General features: G+C 74.1%; 19 protein-coding genes. 15 read left to right on the forward strand and 4 right to left on the reverse strand.

What is annotated here, in order from left to right; genetic code table 11:
• Window positions 1–44 precede the first annotated feature (44 nt).
• Window positions 45–2,513, reverse strand: a complete 2,469-nt coding sequence (locus ACFZAU_RS10240; RefSeq protein WP_500551785.1) for a SpoIIE family protein phosphatase — start codon at window positions 2,511–2,513, stop codon at window positions 45–47.
• Window positions 2,514–2,666: 153 nt separating this feature from the next.
• Here ACFZAU_RS10240 and ACFZAU_RS10245 point away from each other — a divergent pair, with 153 nt between their 5' ends.
• The 3 genes from ACFZAU_RS10245 (at window position 2,667) to ACFZAU_RS10255 (ending at window position 5,377) form a co-directional block, all read left to right on the forward strand.
• Entirely contained in the window at window positions 2,667–4,085 is a 1,419-nt protein-coding gene (locus ACFZAU_RS10245; RefSeq protein WP_500551786.1) for a DUF2252 domain-containing protein, read from the forward strand.
• Window positions 4,086–4,167: 82 nt separating this feature from the next.
• The gene (locus tag ACFZAU_RS10250) at window positions 4,168–4,995 is read left to right on the forward strand and encodes a hypothetical protein (protein ID WP_500551787.1); all 828 of its coding nucleotides are present in this window, start codon (window positions 4,168–4,170) and stop codon (window positions 4,993–4,995) included.
• 49 nt (window positions 4,996–5,044) lie between these two features.
• A complete protein-coding gene (locus tag ACFZAU_RS10255) occupies window positions 5,045–5,377 on the forward strand; it encodes a rhodanese-like domain-containing protein (RefSeq protein ID WP_499604557.1) in 333 nt (110 codons plus the stop codon).
• 36 nt (window positions 5,378–5,413) lie between these two features.
• Here the strand turns inward: ACFZAU_RS10255 and ACFZAU_RS10260 are convergent, their stop codons facing one another.
• On the reverse strand, window positions 5,414–6,547 hold the full coding sequence (locus tag ACFZAU_RS10260; protein ID WP_500551788.1) for an acyl-CoA dehydrogenase family protein: 1,134 nt from the start codon (window positions 6,545–6,547) through the stop codon (window positions 5,414–5,416).
• A 224-nt stretch (window positions 6,548–6,771) separates the two neighbouring features.
• Here ACFZAU_RS10260 and ACFZAU_RS10265 point away from each other — a divergent pair, with 224 nt between their 5' ends.
• From ACFZAU_RS10265 to ACFZAU_RS10275, 3 genes are read left to right on the forward strand one after another with little or no spacing between them, the layout of a single operon-like run.
• Window positions 6,772–7,464: a DUF5819 family protein gene (locus ACFZAU_RS10265; RefSeq protein WP_500551789.1), complete on the forward strand. Its 693-nt coding sequence runs from the start codon at window positions 6,772–6,774 to the stop codon at window positions 7,462–7,464.
• Window positions 7,461–8,894 (forward strand): HTTM domain-containing protein, encoded by a 1,434-nt coding sequence (locus tag ACFZAU_RS10270; protein WP_500551790.1) that lies wholly within the window; start codon window positions 7,461–7,463, stop codon window positions 8,892–8,894. Before ACFZAU_RS10265 ends, ACFZAU_RS10270 begins: the two co-directional genes overlap by 4 nt.
• Entirely contained in the window at window positions 8,891–9,601 is a 711-nt protein-coding gene (locus ACFZAU_RS10275) for a TrmH family RNA methyltransferase (protein WP_500551791.1), read from the forward strand. The genes ACFZAU_RS10270 and ACFZAU_RS10275 overlap by 4 nt, the downstream gene beginning before the upstream one ends.
• A 54-nt stretch (window positions 9,602–9,655) precedes the next feature.
• Here the strand turns inward: ACFZAU_RS10275 and paaN are convergent, their stop codons facing one another.
• The gene (paaN, locus tag ACFZAU_RS10280; protein WP_500460860.1) at window positions 9,656–11,332 is read right to left on the reverse strand and encodes a phenylacetic acid degradation protein PaaN; all 1,677 of its coding nucleotides are present in this window, start codon (window positions 11,330–11,332) and stop codon (window positions 9,656–9,658) included.
• 131 nt (window positions 11,333–11,463) lie between these two features.
• On the opposite strand from paaN, the gene ACFZAU_RS10285 reads away from it, so the two are divergent.
• From ACFZAU_RS10285 to ACFZAU_RS10295, 3 genes are read left to right on the forward strand one after another with little or no spacing between them, the layout of a single operon-like run.
• Window positions 11,464–12,984, forward strand: a complete 1,521-nt coding sequence (locus ACFZAU_RS10285) for a 3-hydroxyacyl-CoA dehydrogenase (protein WP_500551792.1) — start codon at window positions 11,464–11,466, stop codon at window positions 12,982–12,984.
• A gap of 2 nt (window positions 12,985–12,986) precedes the next feature.
• A complete protein-coding gene (locus ACFZAU_RS10290) occupies window positions 12,987–13,604 on the forward strand; it encodes a TetR/AcrR family transcriptional regulator (protein ID WP_500551793.1) in 618 nt (205 codons plus the stop codon).
• A gap of 33 nt (window positions 13,605–13,637) precedes the next feature.
• Window positions 13,638–14,369, forward strand: coding sequence for an alpha/beta hydrolase family protein (locus ACFZAU_RS10295; protein ID WP_500551794.1), 732 nt, complete (start codon window positions 13,638–13,640; stop codon window positions 14,367–14,369).
• Window positions 14,370–14,401: 32 nt separating this feature from the next.
• On the opposite strand, the gene ACFZAU_RS10300 is transcribed toward ACFZAU_RS10295, so the two are convergent.
• Entirely contained in the window at window positions 14,402–14,944 is a 543-nt protein-coding gene (locus ACFZAU_RS10300) for an Lrp/AsnC family transcriptional regulator (protein ID WP_499604542.1), read from the reverse strand.
• Between the two features lie 149 nt (window positions 14,945–15,093).
• Here ACFZAU_RS10300 and pdhA point away from each other — a divergent pair, with 149 nt between their 5' ends.
• From pdhA to ACFZAU_RS10330, 6 genes are read left to right on the forward strand one after another with little or no spacing between them, the layout of a single operon-like run.
• Window positions 15,094–16,194, forward strand: a complete 1,101-nt coding sequence (gene pdhA / locus ACFZAU_RS10305; RefSeq protein ID WP_500551795.1) for a pyruvate dehydrogenase (acetyl-transferring) E1 component subunit alpha — start codon at window positions 15,094–15,096, stop codon at window positions 16,192–16,194.
• Entirely contained in the window at window positions 16,191–17,216 is a 1,026-nt protein-coding gene (locus ACFZAU_RS10310; RefSeq protein WP_500460866.1) for an alpha-ketoacid dehydrogenase subunit beta, read from the forward strand. The genes pdhA and ACFZAU_RS10310 overlap by 4 nt, the downstream gene beginning before the upstream one ends.
• On the forward strand, window positions 17,216–18,571 hold the full coding sequence (locus ACFZAU_RS10315) for a dihydrolipoamide acetyltransferase family protein (protein WP_500551796.1): 1,356 nt from the start codon (window positions 17,216–17,218) through the stop codon (window positions 18,569–18,571). Before ACFZAU_RS10310 ends, ACFZAU_RS10315 begins: the two co-directional genes overlap by 1 nt.
• Window positions 18,572–18,599: 28 nt before the next feature.
• Complete coding sequence (locus ACFZAU_RS10320; protein ID WP_500551797.1) at window positions 18,600–19,511, forward strand: NTP transferase domain-containing protein; 912 nt, start codon at window positions 18,600–18,602, stop codon at window positions 19,509–19,511.
• On the forward strand, window positions 19,508–20,911 hold the full coding sequence (locus tag ACFZAU_RS10325; RefSeq protein ID WP_500551798.1) for a molybdopterin molybdotransferase MoeA: 1,404 nt from the start codon (window positions 19,508–19,510) through the stop codon (window positions 20,909–20,911). The genes ACFZAU_RS10320 and ACFZAU_RS10325 overlap by 4 nt, the downstream gene beginning before the upstream one ends.
• Window positions 20,908–21,978, forward strand: a complete 1,071-nt coding sequence (locus ACFZAU_RS10330; protein WP_500460872.1) for a potassium channel family protein — start codon at window positions 20,908–20,910, stop codon at window positions 21,976–21,978. Before ACFZAU_RS10325 ends, ACFZAU_RS10330 begins: the two co-directional genes overlap by 4 nt.
• The last annotated feature ends 8 nt before the right edge of the window (window positions 21,979–21,986 follow it).

Raw genomic sequence — 21,986 nt, forward strand, 5'->3', positions numbered from 1 at the left:
ACATCTGACCGGATCGCGACGGTTTCCCCCGGTTCGTTCCCAGGTCAGACGGGCAAGGGCAGCTCGAACCAGACGACCTTGCCGACCGCCTTGCGGCTGGTGCCCCAGCGCCTGGAGAGGTTGCTGACCAGGGCCAGGCCGCGGCCCTCCTCGTCGTCTGCGTCCGCGCGGCGCAGCTGCGGCAGGTTGTGGTCGTCGTCGGTGACCTCGACCATCAGCTTGCCGACCCGCATCAGCCGCAGCGACACCTCGTGCGAGGCGACCCGCAGCGCGTTGGTCACCAGCTCGCTGACCAGCAGCTCGGTCAGGTCGCTGAGCCCGTGCAGCCCCCATCGCGCGAGCTGCTCGCGGGTGAGCGCACGGGCCCGCCGGACGTCGGAGATGTCCATCGCCAGCCGCCACTCGGCGACGTCCTCGGGCGGGATGCCCTGGAAGTTGGCGACCAGCAGCGCCACGTCGTCGCGGCGGTCGTCGGAGTGGACACGGCTGAGGATCTGCTCGCAGACGTCCTCGGGGGTCTGCTGCGGTTCGATGACGTTGGAGCACAGCGCCGCCAGGCCCGCGTCTATCCCCTGGCCGCGCACCTCCACCAGGCCGTCGGTGCAGAGCACCAGCCAACTGCCGTCCGGGACGGGGATCTCGACCGTCTCGAAGGGCACTCCGCCGACGCCGATCGGGGCGCCCTTGGGGATCTGCAGCAGCTCGCTGCGGCCGTCGTGGCGGGCCAGCACGGGAGGGATGTGGCCGGCGTTGGCGAGGGTCAGGGTGCGGTGGATCGGGTCGTAGACCGCGTACACGCAGGTCGCCAGGTGCTCGGCGCCGAGGCGGTGGGCCAGGTTGTCCAGGTGCCGCAGCAGCTGCGCGGGCGGCAGGTCGAGCGCGGCCATCGTGATCACGGCGGTGCGGAACTGGCCCATCACGGCGGCCGACAGCAGACCGTGGCCCATGACGTCGCCGACGATCAGCGCCACGCGGCCACCGGGCAGTTGGATGGCGTCGAACCAGTCCCCGCCGACCTGGGCCTGGCGGTCACCGGGCATGTAGTGGTGCGCGATCCGCACCCCGGGGATGCGGGGCGGGCGGGTCGGCATCATGCTGCGCTGCAGCGTCGCGGCGGCGCGCGACTCCAGCCGGTGCAGCCGGGCGTTGTCCAGGTGCACGGCGCCCCGGGCGGCGACCTCGGCGGCGGTCGCGGCGTCCTTGGCGTCGAAGGGACGGCGGCCGGGATGGCGCAGGAAGCACATCCGTCCCAGCACCGTGCCGCGCGCGGTGAGCGGTACGACGACCATCGACCGCTCGGGGAGTAACGGGCCGAGCCCGGGCACGCCCAGGTCGAGCGCGATGTCCCGGGCGAGGGCGGGGTCTATCACCGGTACGAGCAGCGGCTCGCCCAGCCGCGGGGTGGAGTCGGCGGGCAGCGGGATCAGCTCGCCCTCCGGCAGGGCCGCCGCCCACGGGCCGGGGGTGGTGCCGGTGTGGGCCACGGCGACCCGGCGGGCGATGATCGTGTCCCCGGACAGGTCGTCCTTCGGCGGCTCGGTGTCGGAGAACAGCTGGTCGACGACGAGGACGGCGGCGAAGTCGGCGAACCGCGGCACGGTGACCGCGCACAGCTCGCGGGCGGTCGTCTCCAGGTCCAGGGTCGTGCCGACCTTGGCCCCGGTCTCGCGCAGCAGGGCCAGTTGCTCGTCCAGCACGTGGCCCGGGGCGAGCGAGGGGCTGGGCGCGGCCACGGGGACCAGTACCGGCGCCGCCGCGTCGGCCCGCGGCCCGGGCAGCAACTCCGGGTGCGGGGCGGGCCGGGTGGGACGGGCGGTGCGGCCGGTGGCCGGGTTCACGGGGGGCGGCGCCACGGTCGTGCCGTACTCCTCGGGGAGCACGGGGAGCAGCACCGTGCCGTCGACCTCCACCGCCGGGTAGCCCAGGGGCACGATCTGACGGACGATCCGGTCCAGCCGCCCCGCGCTGACCCGGGGCAGCACCGAGCCCAGCCGGCCGGCCAGGTGCTCGGCGTGCGCGGGGTCGGCGACCGGGGCGAGGCGCGGGGTGATGCGGACGGCGCCGCGGGCGATGGTGCCGTCGGCGGTGTAGGGCAGCAGGTGGTCGCCGAGCGCGAGGCGCGGCCCGGTGTCGCGCAGCGGACGGGCGTTGGCGGCGATCACCAGCAGGCTCCGGCCGGCCGGTTCCATGATCCGGTAGGACCACCACACCACGTCCTTGACGCCGCCGTCGCGGTCGGTGGTGGGCAGCGCGCCGGCCCAGGCGGACCGGGTGAGCTCGTCCAGCACCTCCAGGGCGTCCTGCTCCCCGGGGTGGCGGCCCGCGGTGTGCGGCAGCAGTCCGGCCGCCGGGCGGCCGAACACGCCCTCCCAGCGGTGGCCGAAGAGTTCCTCGGCACCGCGGTTCCAGTACGAGATGTCGCCGTCGGGGCCGACGCAGAGCACGGCGAGGCGTACGAGCGCGGAGACACCGGTGGCTGCGAGCGGGGTCGTGGTCGTGGGAAGCCTGGTCATCTCGTCCAACGTCGGGCACCTGAGGTTCGGCTGCGGTTCGGCGCGGAAGGCTGAAAGAGCATCAGGGTCGGGTCTTCACCGTCCAGGCAAGCATGAAACATCGGGCGCGGTCCGGTAAATGGCTAGATTGCCCCCAGGAGTGACCAACCGGGCATGGCTCAAGGGGAGGGAGAACACGTGGAGCACAGGCTCCCGCACGTCGCGGGATTCCAGAGGTGGCCGCACGACGGCGCGCCCAAGCAGGAGGGCAAGGCGCTGCGGGAGCGGGTACCGCGCGAGGCGCACGCGGTGTTCGCCCCGGGTCCCGACCGGCCGGGCACGGTGGAGGCGGTGCGGGAGTCCGGCCTCGGGCGCATCCCGGGGCTCGTCCCGCTGCGGGTGGGGAGGATGGCGGCGAGCCCCTTCGCCTTCCTGCGCGGTTCGGCCGGGCTGATGGCCGCCGACCTCACGGGCGGCCCGGTCACCGGGATCGGCGCCCAGATCTGCGGTGACGCGCACGCCGCCAACTTCGGCCTGTACGGGGACCATCTGGGCCGGCTCGTCATGGACATCAACGACTTCGACGAGACCGTGCACGGCCCCTGGGAGTGGGACGTCAAGAGGCTCGCCGCCTCCCTGGTGCTGGCCGGGCGCGAGGCCGGGGCGGACGAGGACGTCTGCCGGGGCGCCGCCTTCGACGCGGTGGGCGCGTACCGGCGGACCATGCGGCTGCTGGCGAAGATGCCGGTGCTGGACGCCTGGCACGCCATCGCCGACGAGGAACTGGTCGCGCACGCCGACGCCCGCGACCTGGCGGGCACGCTGCGCCTGGTGGCCGGGAAGGCGCGCCGCAACACCAGCGCCAAGTTCGCGGCGAGGGCGACGGAGGAGGTCGCGGGCGGCGGCCGGCGCTTCGTGGACGCGCCCCCGGTGCTGCGCCGGGTGCCGGACGAGGAGGCGGCGGCGGTCGCCGGGGCCCTGTCGCACGACGGCTACCTGGCGACGATCGGCGAGGACCGGCGGCCGCTGCTGGCCCGGTACGCGGTGCACGACGTGGCGTTCCGCGTGGTCGGGACGGGCAGCGTGGGCACCCGTTCGTACGTGGTGCTGCTCCTGGACCACCTCGGGCAGCCGCTGGTGCTCCAGGTGAAGGAGGCCCGGCCCTCCGCGCTGCTGCCGTACCTGGGGAAGGCCGGGTTCGACGCTCCCGCGGCGGAGCACGAGGGGCGGCGCGTGGTGCTGGGCCAGAAGCGCATGCAGGTCGTCAGCGACAGCCTGCTGGGCTGGGCCGACGTGGACGGCCGGCCGTACCAGGTACGGCAGTTCCGCAACCGCAAGGGCAGCGTCGACCCCGCGGAGCTGGAGGCCGGCCTGATAGACGACTACGCGCGGATGACGGGCGCGCTGCTGGCCAGGGCGCACGCGCACTCCGCTGACCCGCGGCTGATCGCCGGCTACTGCGGCAAGGGCGAGCAACTGGACGAGGCGGTCGCGGCCTTCGCGGTCGCGTACGCCGACCGGACCGAGGCGGACCACGCGGAGTTGGTGGCGGAGGTGCGGGCCGGGCGGATCGCGGCGGAGGAGGGCGTGTGAGGGCGCGGGCGCCGGTGGGCCGGGGGCAGCTACCAGGCCGTAGGCTGTGACCGGCGCCCCCCACTCCTCGTAGGCTGGACCGGTGACGAATTCCCCCGGCACCGAGTCGGCCCCCGGCACCGAGTCGGCCGCCGCATCCTCCGAACCGCAGGACCGGCTGGCCCAGGCGGTGCGTGCCGCCGAGCGCGCCCTGATCGAGTTCGAGATCGCGGTGGAGACCTTCAGGGTGGAGGTCGAGAACTTCTCCCGGCTGCACCACCAGAAACTCGGCCCGATGTACGCCCGGCTCGACGAGCTCGACGCACTGATCGCGGAGGCGGTCGCGGCGAAGAGCGGCTCCCGTGAGGACATCCAGCGCGCCTGGGAGGCGCGGGCCCTCGTGATGCCGATGCCGGGGGTGGAGGAGCTCTTCGAGGGGCTGCTCGGCACCGACGGGGTCAGGCCGCAGGAGGACCCGAACCCGCCGCGCCGCGTGCGGCCGGGCAAGGAGGCGCAGCGGCTCTACCGCGAACTGGTCCGCAAGGCCCACCCCGACCTGGCGCAGGACGAGGCCGAGGTCGAGCGCCGCAGCGCGTTCATCGCCCGGGTCAACGAGGCGTACACCTATGCCGACGAGCAGCTCCTCCGCGAGCTCGCGGAGGAGTGGGAGGCCGGGCCGGTCCCGGAGGAGGCGCAGCCCAGCGAGGCCGAGGTGCTGTACGCGCGGCTGGAGTGGCTGGCGCAGCGCAAGGAGCAGCTGGCCGCGCTCGCGGGCGAGCTGGAGAACAGCGCGATCGCGCAGATGATGAAGCTGGCCCCGGACGACCCGGACGGGCTGCTCAACGAGATCGCGGAGAGCCTCCTCAACCAGGTCGCCAACCGCGAGGCCCGGCTGGCGGAGCTGGTGCGGTCCTCGAAGGGGTCCGGTTAGCGGGTCGGGTACGTTCGACCTGCACGCCCAGACCGAAGGAGTCCGTCCCATGTTCAACGCCCAGCTGCCCGCGGTGGACGCCGCGCAGGTCCCCGCCGACGGCTACCTGCTCGACGTGCGGGAGCACGACGAGTGGGACGCCGGGCACGCCGAGGGCGCGGTGCACATCCCGATGGGCGAGGTCGTCGCCCGTCTCGACGAGGTCCCGGCGGACCGCCGGGTGCACGTCGTGTGCCGGGTGGGCGGCCGCTCGGCGCAGGTGACCCAGTACCTGCTCGCGCAGGGGCTCGACGTGGTGAACGTCGACGGCGGCATGCTCGGCTGGGACGCCGCGGGCCGCCCGCTGGTGTCGGACGGCACGGGCCCGGCGCACGTGCTCTGAGGCCCCCGAGGGGCCGTGCCCGTCCGTTCCTGGCGCTCAGGCCTCGGCGGCCAGCAGGTCGCCCAGTTCCTCCTCGTGGGCGGCGGCGGGGCCGAGGGAGAGTTCCAGCTGCTTGGCCCAGGCGTGGTAGCGGTGCAGCGGGTACTCGGTGTCGGCGCCGAAGCCGCCGTGCAGGTGCTGCGCGGTCTGCACCACCCGTCGTACGCCCTCCGAGGCCCAGATCTTGGCCACCGCGACGTCGGCCGGGTCCAGCCGCCAGGCGGCCTGCCAGCAGGTGACCTCCATCGCCCGCAGGTCGATGTAGCGGTCGGCGGACTGCACGGCCACCGCCTGGAAGGTGGCCAGCGGGTGCCCGAACTGCTCGCGCCGGGAGGTGTAGGCGCCGGTCATGCGCAGGACGGCGGTGCCGAGCCCGAGGGCCAGGGCGCAGGTGCCGGTGGTCAGCAGCCCGCGCAGCCGGTCCCAGGCGCCGTCGGCGGTGATCACGTCCCGCGCGGGGACGTGGACGGCGTCCAGCCGCAGCTCGGCGTGGCGCTCCCCGCTGGTCGAGATCTGTTCGGCCGCGGTGACCGCGGCGCGGGGGACGACGGCGACGACGGTGCGGCCGTCGGCGGCGGAGGCCGGGACCAGGACGTGGTCGGCGTGCGGGGCCCAGGGGACGGCGGTCTGGACGCCGTCGAGCAGCCAGTCGCGGGGGGACCCGGTCCCGGTTCCGCTCCTGTCGTCGGCTCCGTCGGCGGGCCGCGCGGTGACGGCCAGCTCCGCGCCGTCGTGGCCGGTGCGGCCCGCGGAGGCGACGGTCAGCACCAGCTCGCCGCGGGCGACCGCGGGCAGCAGCCGGGCGCGCAGCTCGCCGGAGCCGTCGGCCTGCACGGCGAGGGCCGCGGCGCAGGTCTCCAGCAGCGGCACCCGGGCCAGTACCGCCCCCGCCTCGCGCAGCACCAGGCACAGGGCGACCGGGTCGAGGCCGGCCCCGCCGTACGTCTCGTCGAGCACCAGGCCGAGGAGGTCGGCCGAGGCCAGGCGGCCCCACAGCGGGCGGTCGAAGTCCTCGGCGACGGCCCCGGCGGTCAGGGCGGGGCTCGGCACGGCGTCGGGGGCGACGCCGGAGAACACCGCCCGTGCCGCCTCGACGGCCGCCAGCTGCTCCTCGCTGAAGCTGAAGTCCATGGGCCGGCCTCCCGGGTGCATCGATTCTGACGGTCTGTCAGATTAGGTGGGCCGGGCCGGGAAGTCCACATCCCCGTCGCCGCCCTTCGGCCCCGCCCGTGACCGCGCCCCCGCCCTTGCCGTGTGACCCGTGGCCCGTGACCGGGACGGCTGTACCGCACGCGTGGGGCATGAGTACCGTTCCGTGCGGAGCGGTACGCGGGGAAACAGGAGCGGAGACCACGATGGAGCCACCCGAGGAGTCCGGGGGACCGGCTGCGATAGCCACGCTGTCGCAGCCCGGGCGGATCGTGGTCGCGCTGGGGCTGGCCGCGGCGGCGGTCGGCGTCGCGGTGCACCTGCTGATGGTCTTCCTGCACGTCGCGCCGGCGAACACCGCCACCAAGAAGCACGGAGACCTGGTCGGTTCCTACGTCTACCCGGAGTTCGAGCAGAACTGGAAGCTCTTCGCGCCCAACCCGCTCCAGCAGAACATCCACGTGTGGGCGCGCGCCGAGGTGCGCAAGGACGACGGCGCCGCCGAGGTGACCGGCTGGGTCGACCTCACGGCCATGGACGTGGCCGCCATCAGGCACAACGTCGCGCCCAGCCACACCGAGCAGAACGAGCTGCGCCGGGCGTGGAGCTTCTACGCGGCCTCCCACGGTGAGGACGGCAAGCCCATCGGCATGCGCGGCGAGCTGAGCCGGCAGTACCTGCAGCGCATCGTCGAGCACCGCTTCGGGCCCCGGCTCAACGGCGGCGACGTCGTCCGCCTGCAGGTGCGGACCGGCACCACGGCGGTCGCGGCGCCCACCTGGAGCCCCGAGAAGACCGACACGCGCACCACCTTCCAGGTGCTGCCCTGGTGGAGCTCGGACGTGGCGGACGAGGACAAGGGCGGTTCCGAGGACGAGGGCGGGGAGGAGGCGTCGTGAGCGAGGCAGTGAACGGGGCCGCACACGGGGCGCACGAGGCCGCGCACGATGGCGGAGGTGCGGCCGCCGAGGCCGCCGTGGACCGGACAGCGCGCGAGCCGGCGCCCGCGGCCGCCCGCACGCCGGCCGCCCCCGTGCCGTCCCCCTTCGCGGGGCTGCTCGACTCCGCCGTCGGCGGTCTGTTCCGCGGCCTGGCCCGGATCACCGGCACCACCGTCGGCTCCTACCAGACCGCCGTCGTACGGATCGGCGTCGCGCTGACCTGGCTGCTGTTCCTGCTGCGCGAGTGGCCGCACCGCCACGAGCTCTACGGGCCCGACGGGGTCTGGAGCTGGGACCTGGCGAACCGGCTCGTCGCCGACAACCACGCCTTCACCGTGCTGCTGTGGGGCAGGGCCGACGCCTGGTTCGAGCTCGTCTACGCGGGCGCGATCGCGGCGAGCGTGATGCTGCTGCTCGGCTGGCGCACCCGCACGGCCTCGCTGCTGTTCATGATCGGCGTGCTCTCCCTGCAGAACCGCAGCGTGTTCGTCGGCGACGGCGGCGACAACGTGATCCACCTGCTGGCGATCTACCTCGTCTTCACCCGGTGCGGGCAGGTCTGGTCGCTCGACTCCCGCCGCCGGGCCAGGGGACGGGACGGCGACGGCGCGGGGATCGCGCTGTGGATCGTCCTCGGGCTCGTGCTCGCGGTGGCGCAGCTGCTCGGCCGTACCGGTCTGACCTGGACCGACGGACTGCTGCCCTGGCTGGGCTGGACCCCGTTCCTGTGGGGCTTCCTGCTGCTCCAGGCCGTGTGGTGGGCGGTGCGCCGCTACGTCCCGGGCGAGCCGCGCACGGTGCTCGACATGCTCGCCGGCATCGTGCACGCCGCCGCCCTGCTGGTGATCGTCGTCGAGGTGTGCCTGATCTACTCCACGGCGGGCTGGTACAAGGTCCAGGGCTCGCGCTGGCAGGACGGCACCGCGCTGTACTACCCGCTGCACCTGGACGACTTCAGCCCCTGGCCGGGGCTGTCCCACGCGATGGCCGCCAGCGGCCTGATGGTCATGGTGATCACCTACGGCACGGTGATCGTCCAGGTCGCCTTCCCCTTCACGCTCTTCAACCGCCGGGTGAAGAACGTGCTGCTCGCGCTGATGATGGTCGAGCACGCCTCGATCGCCGTCGTGCTCGGACTGCCGTTCTTCTCCCTGGCGATGATCGCCGCCGACGCGGTGTTCCTGCCCACCGGCTTCCTGCGCTGGGCGGGCGACCGGGTGGTGCGCCTGGTGCGGCGCGGCGGAGGCGCCGGCGGCCCCGGGAAACCGGGGGACGCCGGGCCGCGTGACGCGCGGGAGACCGCGGGCGCGGCCGACGTGCGGGCGGTGGCGGGGCAACGAGGGCCGGGACCGGCCGGCGAGCCCGCCCCCTCTAACCTCGTGGTGTGAGCACCAGCCAGGACGACGCGGCCGAGCCCCTGCAGTACGACGACGGCTTCGGCCCCGAAGTCGGCGTCGGTCCGCACCCGCGGCCGTGGCCGGAGGGCGCGCGTTACGACCCCGAGCTGCTCGCGCACGGCGACCGCCGCAACGTGGTGGACGAGTACCGCTACTGGACGCGGGAGGCGATCGTCGCCGACCTCGACACCCGGCGCCACGACTTCCACGTCGCCGTCGAGAACTGGCAGCACGACTTCAACATCGGTTCCGTGGTGCGCACCGCCAACGCCTTCCTGGCCAAGGAGGTGCACATCGTGGGGCGGCGCCGCTGGAACCGGCGGGGCGCCATGGTGACCGACCGCTACCAGCACGTGCGCCACCACCTGGACGTCGCGGCGCTGGCCGCGTGGGCAGCGGCGGAGGACCTGCCGATCATCGGGATCGACAACCTTCCCGGCGCCGTGCCGCTGGAGACCACCGAGCTGCCTCAGCGCTGTGTGCTGCTCTTCGGGCAGGAGGGGCCCGGTCTGACCGACGAGGCGTGGAAGCACGCCGCGGCGGTCTGCTCGATCGCCCAGTTCGGCTCCACGCGGTCGATCAACGCGGGCGCGGCGGCGGCCATCGCGATGCACGCCTGGATCCAGCGCTACGCGCGGGTCGGGGCGGAGGGGACGGAGCAGCCCCGTCCAGTGACGCAGCAGCCCCGTCCGGAGTGACAGGGCTGCTCCGGACGGGGCTGTGATCGCTGCGGTCGGGCGGGCCGGCCCGGGTCAGGCCTGGCGGCGGACCTCGATGACCCGGAAGCGGCTCGCGACGAAGGCGCCGTCGCACAGGGCCGCGTTGGCGGCCGGGTTGCCGCCGGAGCCGTGGAAGTCCGAGAAGGCGGCCGTCTGGTTGACGTACACCCCGCCGGTCAGGTTGAGGGAGAGCTGGGCGGCCTCCTCCAGGCAGACCTCCTCGAGCTGCCGTTCCACCTCGCCGGAGGTGGTGTAGGCGCCGACCGTCATGGCGCCCTTCTCCCGGACGGTGCGGCGCAGCAGCTCGACCGAGTCCTCCGTGGAGTCCATGGCGACGGCGAAGGCCACCGGGCCGAAGCACTCCGACATGTAGGCGGCCTCGTCGTCGGGCTTGGCGCCGTCCAGCTTCACGATCACCGGGGTGCGGACCACGGCGTCCGGGAAGTCGGGGTGCGTGACCTCGCGGGAGGCGAGCGCGACCTCGCCGAGGGAGGCGGCCGCCTCCAGACGGGCCTTCACGTCCGGGTTGACCAGGGCGCCGAGCAGCGCGTTCGCCCGGGCGTCGTCGCCGAGCAGCCCGCCGACGGCGGCGGACAGATCGCCCACCACCTCGTCGAAGCCCTTGTGGCCGTCGTCGGTGGCGATGCCCTCGCGCGGGATCAGCAGGTTCTGCGGGGTGGTGCACATCTGGCCGCTGTACAGGGACAGCGAGAAGGCCAGGTTGGACAGCATGCCCTTGTAGTCGTCCGTGGAGTCGACGACGACGGTGTTGACGCCGGCCTTCTCCGTGAAGACCTGGGCCTGGCGGGCGTTCTCCTCCAGCCAGTCGCCGAAGGCGGTGGAGCCCGTGTAGTCGATGATGCGGACCTCGGGGCGCAGCGCCAGGGTCTTGGCCAGGCCCTCGCCGGGCCGCTCGGCGGCCAGGCAGACCAGGTTCGGGTCGAAGCCCGTCTCGGCGAGCACCTCGCGGGCGATCCTGACCGTCAGCGCCAGCGGGAGCACCGCGCGCGGGTGCGGCTTGACGACGACCGCGTTGCCGGTGGCCAGGGAGGCGAAGAGGCCCGGGTACCCGTTCCAGGTGGGGAAGGTGTTGCAGCCGATCACCAGCGCGACGCCGCGCGGCACCGGCGTGAAGTCCTTGCGCAGGGTCAGCGGGTCGCGCTTGCCCTGCGGCTTGACCCACTCGGCCGTGCCGGGGGTGCGGACCTGCTCCACGTAGGCGTAGGCGACGGCTTCGAGGCCGCGGTCCTGCGCGTGCGGGCCGCCGGCCTGGAAGGCCATCATGAAGGCCTGGCCGGAGGTGTGCATGACCGCGTGGGCCATCTCCGTGGTGCGCGCGTTGATCCGGGCCAGGATCTCCAGGCAGACCAGGGCCCGGTTCTCCGGACCGGCCTCGCGCCAGGCGGGCATCGCGGCCTTCATCGCGGGGAGGAGCACGTCGACGTCCGGGTGCGGGTACTCCACGCCCAGTTCGATGCCGTACGGGGACACCTCGCCGCCGGTCCAGCCGTCGGTACCGGGCTGGTCCAGGTCGAAGCGGGTGCCGCGCAGGGCGTCGAACGCGGCCTGGGCGGTCTCGCCGTCCGCGTATGCCTTCGGGTGCTCGGGGTACGGGGACCAGTACTCGCGGGTACGGATCGCCTCGAGCGCCTTGTCGAGCGTCTCGCGGTGCGTTTCGACCGACGGGACAGCGGTGAGATCGGCAGCCATGGGGCCAACTCCTCGTCGAGCTGGATTGGGGTGGGCAGGGTGCTGGCTTCCCCGCTAGATTAACCGAATGTTCGGTCGGGACAAGGGGGCCGACCCAAGCTGTGGACAACCGGCGAGGAGCAGTGGCGGCGATGAGCGCTCTTGACCGATCTTGCACGGTCGCGGTGGTGGGCACGGGGACGATGGGCCAGGGGATCGCCCAGGTCGCGCTGGTGGCGGGGCATCCCGTACGCCTCTACGACGCGGGCCCGGGCCGGGCCGAGCAGGCCGAGCGGGCCATAGGGGAACGGCTGGACCGTCTGGTCGAGAAGGGCCGGTTGTCCGCCGAGGAGCGCGACGCGGCCCGCGGGCGCCTGTCGGCCGTCCGGGAGATCGAGGAACTGGCGGGCGTGTCGCTCGTCGTCGAGGCGATCCTGGAGGACCTGGGGGCCAAGCAGCAGCTCTTCACGGCGCTGGAGTCGGTGGTCCCCGAGGACTGCCTGCTGGCCACCAACACCTCCTCCCTGTCGGTGACGGCCGTGGGCGGCGCGCTGCGCCTTCCGGGACGTTTCGTGGGCCTGCACTTCTTCAACCCCGCCCCGCTGCTGCCCCTGGTCGAGGTGGTCTCCGGCGCCGCGACCGACGAGGCGGCCGCCGGGACCACGTACGACACGGCCGCGGTCTGGGGCAAGACGCCGGTGCGCTGCACCGACACTCCCGGCTTCATCGTCAACCGGGTCGCGCGCCCCTTCTACGCGGAGGCGTTCCGGCTCCACGAGGAGCGGGTCGCGGACCCCGCCACCATCGACGCGGTGCTGCGGGAGAGCGGCGGCTTCCGGATGGGCCCGTTCGAGCTCACGGACCTGATCGGCCAGGACGTCAACGAGGCCGTCACCCGCTCGGTGTGGGACTCCTTCTTCCAGGACCCGAAGTTCACGCCCTCGCTCGCGCAGCGGCGGCTGGTGGAGTCCGGGCGGCTCGGCCGCAAGAGCGGGCACGGCTGGTACGACCACGCCGAGGGCGCCGCTCTTCCGGCGCCCCGCACCGCGGGGCCGGAGAAGCCGCCCGCCGAGGTCACCGTGTGCATGGGCGGCCGCGGTCCCGCCGCGGTGCTGCCCCAGCTGATCGCCGAGGCCGGCATCGAGGTGCTGGACGGGGAGGTCGCGGACCCCGAGGACGGGTACGTGGAGCTGCCGGGCGGCGGCCGGCTCTACCTCGCGGACGGCGGACCGGCCACCACGGGCCCGGCCGTCGACTACGTGCAGTTCGACCTGGCGCTGGACTACCGGGCGGCGACCCGGATCGCCGTCGCGCCGTCCGACTCCGCGCGCCCGGAGACGGTGCAGGCGGCGATCGGGCTCTTCCAGGCGCTCGGCAAGAAGGTCAGCGTCATCGAGGACGTCCCGGGCATGATCGTCGCCCGTACCGTGGCGATGCTGGTGGACTTCGCCACCGACGCCGTCGCCCGGGGCGTGGCCTCGCCGGAGGACGTCGACGCCGCGATGCGGCTGGGGGTGAACTACCCGCGCGGTCCGCTGGCCTGGGGGGAGGAGCTGGGCTTCGAGTGGGTCCGCGAGGTGCTGCGCAACCTGCACCAGGCGTATCCGGGCGGGCGCTACGCGCCGTCCCGCCCGCTGGACCGCCGCGCGGCGGCCGAGGGGGGGCTGCTCTAATCATGACCATGGCACAGCGCGACGGCTCCGCCCCCAAGAGGGACACGTACACCCCGGACTCGCTGCTGGCCGTGGCCGTGGCGGTCTTCATCGAGCGCGGTTACGACGGCACGTCCATGGAGCACCTGTCGCGGGCCGCCGGCATCTCCAAGTCCTCGATCTACCACCATGTGCGGGGCAAGGAGGAGCTCCTGGAGCGTGCCGTCGGCCGTGCCCTGGACGGCCTCTTCGGCATCCTGGAGGAGCCCGGGGCGAGCGGCGGGCGCGCCGTGGAGCGGCTGGAGTACGTCACGCGCCGCACCACCGAGGTGCTGATGACGGAACTGCCCTACGTCACCTTGCTGCTGCGGGTGCGCGGGAACACCACGACCGAGCGGGCGGCCATGGAGCGCCGCAGGGAGTTCGACCATCGGGTCGCCGACCTGCTGAAGTCGGCCGTCGCCGAGGGGGACCTGCGCGGGGACGTGGAGCCCAGGCTGGCGACCAGGCTGCTCTTCGGGATGATCAACTCCATAGTCGAGTGGTACCAGCCGCACGCGGCCGGTACCCGGGAGCACGACGACGCCGCGGTCGTGGACGCCGTCGTGCGGCTGGCCTTCGACGGGCTGCGCGTCTCTTGACGCTGGTCCAGACCAGCCATCACGATCAGGGCCATGTCACTCGCCACGCGTGCCCGCCCGTACTGCGCCGTCGCGGCCGCCGTCCTGCTGCTCGCCGGGTGCGGCGGTGGTGACGACGGCCCGCAGGCCGCCGACGCCACGCCACCGGAGGACTTCGGCTGCCTGACGGCCGCGCAGGCGAAGTCCGGCTCCGTCGGTTACGACGACACCGACGCCAACCCGGTGGACGCCTGGTTCGCCGGCAAGGGCGGCACCGCTGTGCTGCTGATGCACCAGGCGGACGGCGACATGTGCCAGTGGATGCCGCAGGCGGACCTCCTGGTGAAGGACGGCTACCGGGTGCTGGTCGTCGACTCCAACGGCAGTGAGGTGCCCGAGGTCCTGGGCGGGGTGGGGTTCCTGCGTGCCAAGGGCGTGCGGCACGTCCTGCTGATGGGCGCCTCCAAGGGCGGCACGGCCGTCCTGGAGGGTGCCGCCTCCGTGGAGCCGCCGGTGGACGCCGTCGTCTCGCTCTCCGCGCCCGAGACCTACGGGACGATGGACGCGAGCTCCGCGGTGCCCCGGCTGACGGTGCCCGTGCTCTACATGGCGGCGGCGGGCGACACCGCGTTCGCGGAGTCGACCGAGGCGCTGAGCAAGGCGACGAAGAAGGCGGCCGAGAACCGGCTCGAGATCGTCAGCGGGCCCCAGCACGGCGTGGGCATGCTGACCTACGACCCCAACTGGGCCACCGTGACGGCCTTCCTGAAGAAGTACGCCGGCTAGGCCCGGCCCAGCCCGCCGGAGGGGCCGGCGGATCAGTCGGTCAGCACCCGGTCGGTCTCCTCGAAGACCAGCAGGGTCCGGCTGCTGAGCACCTCGGGCACCGCCTGGATGCGCGTCAGCACCAGTTCCCGCAGGCTGCGGTTGTCGGGGGTGTGGACGAGCAGCAGCACGTCGAAGTCCCCGGACACCAGGGCGATGTGCGCCACCCCCGGCAGCTCCAGCAGTTTCTCCCGAACGGTGCGCCAGGAGTTCTGCACGATCTTCAAGGTGATGTACGCGGATGCGCCGTGACCTGCGCGTTCGTGGTCGACACGGGCGGTGAAACCACGGATGACCCCGTCCTCGATGAGCCGGTTGATCCGTGCGTAGGCGTTGGCGCGGGACACGTGGACGTGCTCGGCCACCGAGCGTATGGACGCCCGGCCGTCCTCCTGCAGGTAGCGCAGGATCGCCCGGTCGATGGCGTCCAGCGGACGCACCGCCGCCGGACCGGTGTCCGCCGCCGCTGCCTGCGGTCCCGGGGCGCCGCCCCGAGAAATTTGAGAATCCGTCACGCCCCCGAGCCTCCCTAGCATGGACGTACTGGCTCCATCTCAGGGTGTGGAGAACCGTTTGTCCACAGGCGGGACACACCTGTAGCCAAAATGCCTCCGGCGACCGAACAATCGGTAGGGGAGCGATACCCGCTCCCCCCACCGAACACGCCCACGAGGAGGTGCTCGCGATGACCGTCCTGGACCAGCACGTCTGGCAACCCCGCACCGACCCGGCGCCGCTGCTGCCCGACCCTGAGCCGTACCGACTGCTCGGCACCCCCGAGGCAGGCGCGCTCGACGCCGGACTGCTGACCACGATGTACGGACAGCTGGTGCGCGGCCGCCGCTACAACCGGCAGGCCACCGCGCTCACCAAGCAGGGCAGGCTCGCCGTCTACCCGTCCAGCACCGGGCAGGAGGCCTGCGAGGTCGCCGCGGCGCTCGCCCTCGAGCCCCAGGACTGGCTGTTCCCCAGCTATCGCGACACCCTCGCCGCCGTCGCCCGCGGTGTGGACCCGGTGGAGGCGCTGACGCTGCTGCGCGGCGACTGGCACACCGGCTACGACCCGCGCGAGCACCGGGTCGCCCCGCTCAGCACGCCGCTGGCCACCCAGCTGCCGCACGCCGTCGGCCTGGCGCACGCCGCCCGCCTCAAGGGTGACGACGTCGTCGCGCTCGCCATGGTCGGCGACGGCGGCACCAGCGAGGGCGACTTCCACGAGGCGCTGAACTTCGCCGCCGTGTGGCGCTCCCCCGTCGTCTTCCTCGTGCAGAACAACGGCTTCGCCATCTCGGTCCCGCTCGACAAGCAGACCGCCGCCCCGTCGCTGGCCCACAAGGCCGTGGGCTACGGGATCCCCGGCCGGCTCGTGGACGGCAACGACATCGCGGCCGTCCACGCCGTGCTCACCGAGGCCGTGGCCCGCGCCCGCGAGGGCGGCGGCCCGACCCTGGTGGAGGCGATCACCTACCGCATGGACGCCCACACCAACGCCGACGACGCCACCCGCTACCGGGAGGACTCCGAGGTCGAGGTCTGGCGCGGGCACGACCCGATCGCCGTGCTCGAACGCGCCCTGCGCGAGCGGGACCTGCTCGACGAGGCGATGGTCCGCGACACCGAGGAGGACGCCGAGCGGATGGCCGCGGCGCTCCGCGAGCGGATGAACGAGGACGCCGTCCTCGACCCGATGGACCTGTTCGCACACGTCTACGCCGAGCCCACCCCGCAGCTGCGCGAGCAGGCCGCGATGCTGAGGGCCGAGCTGGAGGCCGAGGCACAGTCATGAGCACCGCCACCACCGCGACCCCCGTGGCCACCGGACGCAAGCCGGCCACCATGGCCCAGGCGCTCAACCGCGCGCTGCGCGACTCCCTCGCCGAGGACCCGTCGGTCCACCTCTTCGGCGAGGACATCGGCACCCTCGGCGGCGTCTTCCGGATCACCGACGGCCTCGCCAAGGAGTTCGGCGACAGCCGCTGCACCGACACCCCGCTCGCCGAGGCCGGCATCCTCGGCACGGCCGTGGGCATGGCGATGTACGGCATGCGCCCCGTGGTCGAGATGCAGTTCGACGCCTTCGCCTACCCGGCGTTCGAGCAGCTCGTCAGCCACGTCGCCAAGATGCGCAACCGCACGCGCGGCGCCATGCCGCTGCCGCTGACCATCCGGGTGCCCTACGGCGGCGGCATCGGCGGTGTCGAGCACCACAGCGACGCCTCCGAGGCGTACTACGCGCACACCCCCGGTCTGCACGTCGTCACCCCCGCCACCGTGGCGGACGCCTACGGGCTGCTGAGGGCCTCGATCGCCTCCGACGACCCGGTGATCTTCCTCGAGCCGAAGCGGCTGTACTGGTCCAAGGCGGACTGGTCGGCGGACGCGCCGGAGGAGGTGGCCCCCATAGGGAAGGCCGTCGTCCGCCGCAGCGGCCGCTCCGCCACGCTCATCACGTACGGCCCGTCGCTCCCGGTCTGCCTGGAGGCGGCCGAGGCCGCCGTGCAGGAGGGCTGGGACCTGGAGGTCGTCGACCTGCGCAGCCTGGTGCCCTTCGACGACGAGACGGTCACCGCGTCGGTGCGCCGTACCGGCCGTGCGGTCGTCGTCCACGAGTCCTCCGGCTTCGGCGGCGTGGGCGCGGAGATCGCCGCCCGGGTCACCGAGCGCTGCTTCCACCACCTGGAGGCCCCGGTCCTGCGGGTCGCCGGCTTCGACATCCCGTACCCGCCGCCGATGCTGGAGCGGCACCACCTGCCCGGTGTCGACCGCATCCTGGACGCGGTCGGGCGCCTGCAGTGGGAGGAGGCGTGATGGCCGTCGTCCGCGAGTTCGCCCTCCCCGACCTCGGCGAGGGGCTGACCGAGGCCGAGATCGTGCGGTGGATGGTGCAGGTCGGCGACGTCGTCGCCATCGACCAGCCGGTCGTCGAGGTCGAGACGGCCAAGGCCGTGGTCGAGGTGCCCTGCCCCTACGGCGGCGTGGTCACCGCGCGCTTCGGCGAGGAGGGGCAGACCCTCGACGTCGGGCGGCCGCTGCTGACCGTCGCGGTCGGTTCCCCCGACGGGCACGCCGACGGCGCGCCCGAGGCCGCCGCCCCGGCCGCCTCCGCCGACGGCGACTCCGGGTCCGGCAACGTGCTGGTCGGCTACGGCACCAGCGGTCCCGCGGCCCGGCGCCGCCGGGTGCGGCAGGCGGCCGGTGCCGTCGCGGCCGCCCCCGCAGCCGTCGCCGCTCCGGCCCCGTCGGCCGCCGCGCCGGCCGTGGTCGCCGTGCCGGTCCGGCACGAGGGTCCCGTCGCCGTCATCTCCCCGCTGGTGCGGCGCAGGGCCCGTGAGAACGGCCTCGACCTGCGTGCGCTGACCGGTTCCGGCCCCGAAGGGCTGATCCTGCGCTCGGACGTGGAACGAGCCATCACGGCCGCTGCCACGGCGCCGGTCGCCGCGGCCGCCCCCGCGGTGTCCGCCGCCCCGGCGGCCGGAGCCACCCGCATCCCCCTGCGCGGCATCCGCGGCGCCGTGGCCGAGAAGCTCGGCCGCAGCCGGCGGGAGATCCCCGACGCCACCTGCTGGGTGGACGCCGACGCGACGGAACTGCTTGCGGCACGGTCGGCGATGAACGCCGCGGGCGGTCCCAAGGTCTCCGTCCTGGCGTTGTTCGCACGGATCTGCGCGGCGGCCCTGGTCCGTTATCCGGAGCTCAACTCCACGGTGGACACCGAGCGCGCCGAGATCGTCGTGCTGCCGGAGGTGCACATCGGCTTCGCGGCGCAGACCGACCGCGGTCTGGTCGTGCCCGTCGTCCGGGACGCCTACCGGCGCAGCACGGAGGAGCTGTCGGCGGAGATCAGCCGGCTCACCGAGGCGGCCCGCTCCGGCGGACTGAACCCGGCCCAGCTCACCGGCGGCACCTTCACGCTCAACAACTACGGCGTGTTCGGTGTCGACGGCTCCACGCCGATCATCAACCACCCCGAGGCCGCGATGCTGGGCGTCGGCCGGATCACCCCCAAGCCGTGGGTGCACCAGGGCGAACTGGCGGTACGTCAGGTGGTCCAGCTGTCACTCACCTTCGACCACCGGGTGTGCGACGGCGGCACGGCGGGCGGCTTCCTCCGCTTCGTCGCGGACTGCGTGGAACAACCGGCGGTGCTGCTCCGGGCGGTGTGAACACGTCACGGTGGGCGATACTCCGGGCATGACTCCGGAGCCGCGTGAGCCGCGTGACCACCCATCGCCGCGTTCGCCGTACGAGCAGCCCCACGACGCGGTCGTCCTCGCCGGCGGCGCCGCAAGGCGCCTCGGCGGGGCCGACAAGCCGGGCCTGCCCGTCGCGGGGAGGGCGCTGATCGACCGCGTCCTGGACGCGTGCGCGGGCGCGGCCACCACGGTGGTCGTCGGCCCGCGCCGCCCCACCGTCCGGCCGGTGGCCTGGGCAAGGGAGGAACCGCCGGGCGGCGGCCCGCTGCCCGCGCTCGCCGCCGGACTGCGCCAGGTCACCGCGGACGTCGTGCTGGTGCTCGCCGCCGACCTGCCGTTCCTCTCCCGCACCACGGTGGACGCCCTGCTCGGCGCCCTGCGCGGAGCGGAGGGCGACGACGGGGTCGTGCTCACCGATCCCGACGGCCGCGACCAGACGCTGGCGGCCGCCTACCGCACGGAGGCACTGCGCCAGCACCTGGCGCTGATCGCCGCCGAGCACGGGACGCTCACCGGGCTGCCGTTGCGGCTGCTCACCGGTGAACTCGCCCTGCGGCGGCTGCCCGACCCCACCGGGCAGGCCTCCTTCGACTGCGACACCTGGGACGACCTCTCCACAGCCCGGGCCCGTATCAGGGAGCATGGGGGCGTGTTGGATGAATGGATCGCCGCAGCCAAGGCCGAACTCGGCATCGACCTCGACGTCGACATCCGTATGCTCCTCGATCTCGCCCGGGACGCCGCGCACGGCGTCGACCGCCCCGCAGCGCCGCTGACCACCTTCCTGGTGGGCTACGCGGCGGCCACGGCGGGCGGCGGCGAGCAGGCCGTCGCGGAGGCCGTCAGGCGCGCCTCCGCGCTGGCCGAGCGGTGGGCGAAGGAAGCGGAGAGCGGGGACCCGGACGCATGAACCTGCCGGGTGCGGCAGGCGGTGCCCGCGACACCGGTGCCGGGGCCGCCGACGACGAGCTGGAAGCGGCGCTCGCCCTGGCCAACGGGCGGGCCGCCGGCCGGTACGGCCCCGTGCAGCCGCCTTCCGGCGGCGGCGCGGACGGCGCCCGGTCGCTCCCCCACCTGCACGGCGGGACCCGGGGCGGGGACCACGGCGCCTCCCGCGGCGCGGCCCACGGCGGCCACCACGACATGCCGTGGCCGCGGGCCCGGCGCATCGCGGGCTCCGCCGCGGGACCGCTGGGCCGGCTGACCCTGCCGCTCGGCGAGGCCCTCGGGCACGCCCTGGCCGAGCCGCTGACCGCGCTCACCGACCTGCCCTCCTTCGACACCTCCGCGATGGACGGCTGGGCCGTCGCCGGCCCCGGCCCGTGGCGCACCGAGGGCAGCGTCCTGGCCGGTCAGCGGGCCGCGACCGCGCTGCTCGACGGGCAGGCGACCGTCATCGCCACCGGGGCCGCGCTGCCCCCCGGCGCGACGGCGGTGCTGCGCCGGGAGCACGGCCGGCTCACCGCCGACGGGCTGCTGCACGCCACGCGCGGCGGCCCCGGGCCCGGTCAGGACGTACGGCCCCGTGGCCAGGAGTGCCGCGGCGGCGACGAGTTGCTGGCGGCCGGCGCGCTGGTCACCCCCGCGGTGCTGGGCCTGGCCGCGGCGGCGGGATACGACGCACTGACCGTCACGGCGCGGCCCTCGGTGGAGGTCCTCGTCCTGGGCGACGAGTTGCTGGACGCCGGGGCGCCCGGCGGCGGCCGGGTGCGGGACGCGCTCGGCCCGCTGCTGCCCGGCTGGCTCACGGCACTCGGGGCGGGCACGGTCACCGTGCGGCGGCTGCAGGACGACGCCGGCCTGCTGGAGGACGCCGTCACCGCGTCCGCCGCCGACATGGTGGTCACCACCGGCGGCACGGCGGGCGGCCCGGTGGACTTCGTCCACCCCGTAATGGAGCGCATCGGCGCCCGGTTGCTCGTCGACGGCGTCGCGGTCCGCCCGGGACACCCGATGCTGCTGGCCGAACTGCCCGGCGGCGGGCGGCTGGTGGGCCTGCCGGGGAACCCGCTGGCGGCGGTCTCCGGGGTGCTGACCCTCGCCGTCCCCCTGCTGCGCGCGCTCGCGGGCCGCCCGGCCCCGGCGGCGTACGAGGCACGGCTCACCGGTGACGTGCACGGCCACCCCACCGACACCCGTCTGGTGCCGGTGGTCCTGGACGAGGAGTCGCAGGCGGCCCCGCTGCACTTCAGCGGCCCGGCGATGCTGCGCGGCATCGCGGCGGCCGACGGCATGGCCGTCGTCCCGCCGGGCGGGGCCGTGAAGGGCGACCGCACGGCCGTCCTGGAGACGGGCTGGGGGCGGCAGTGAGGGACGTGGGCCGCGGCCGTGGCGCCGCACGGACGGGTGTCGACATCGTCCACCTGCCCCACAAGAAGGCCGTCGGCCCGCTGGTCCAGGTGGTCCGGCGGCTCCTGATGGCCCTGCTGGTCCTGGTGCTGACCGTGCTGATCGTGTACGTCGACCGCGGCGGCTACCACGACAACGCCGGCGGCACGATGTCGCTGCTGGACTGCGTCTACTACGCGACCGTCACCCTCTCCACCACGGGCTACGGCGACGTCGTCCCCTACAGCGCGAGCGCCCGGCTGAGCAACGTGCTCCTGGTGACGCCCCTGCGCGTGCTCTTCCTGATCATCCTCGTCGGCACCACGCTCGAAGTGCTCACCGAGCGCACCCGTGAGCAGTACCGGCAGCAGCGCTGGAGGTCCACCGTGCGCGACCACACCGTCATCGTCGGATACGGCACCAAGGGCCGTTCGGCGGCCAGGACGCTGACCGGGCACGGGGTGCCGGCCCAGCGGATCGTGGTGGTCGACCCCGACCACAAGGCCGTGGAGTCCGCGGTCGCCGCGGGATTCGCCGGGGTCGTCGGCGACGCCACCCGCAACGACGTGCTGCTGCGCGCCGAGATCCAGCGGGCCAAGGAGCTGATCATCGCCGCGCAACGGGACGACACCGCCGTCCTGGTGGCCCTCACGGCCCGGCAGTTGAGCAAGCGGATCAACATCGTCGCGTCCGTGCGCGAGGAGGAGAACGCCCCGCTGCTCCGCCAGTCCGGCGCCAACGCCGTCGTCACCAGCTCCGGGGCGGCGGGCCGGCTGCTCGGGATGTCGATGCTCAGCCCCAGCGCCGGCGAGGTGATGGAGGAGCTGATCAGCTACGGCAGCGGGCTGGACCTGATCGAGCGCCCCGTCACCAAGGCGGAGGCCGGGCTGGACCCGCGCGAGGTCGACGACCTGGTGGTGGTCGTCAAGCGCGGCCACCGCCTGCTCGACCACGACAACCCCGAGGCGAGCCCGCTGCAGTTGACCGATCGGCTCATCGTCATCCACAGGACGAGCCAGGACGACCCGTCGCACGTCCCGCAGGGGTAGCGTCGGCG

Source organism: Streptomyces sp. NPDC008238, assembly GCF_042956445.1.
GTDB lineage: Bacteria > Actinomycetota > Actinomycetes > Streptomycetales > Streptomycetaceae > Actinacidiphila.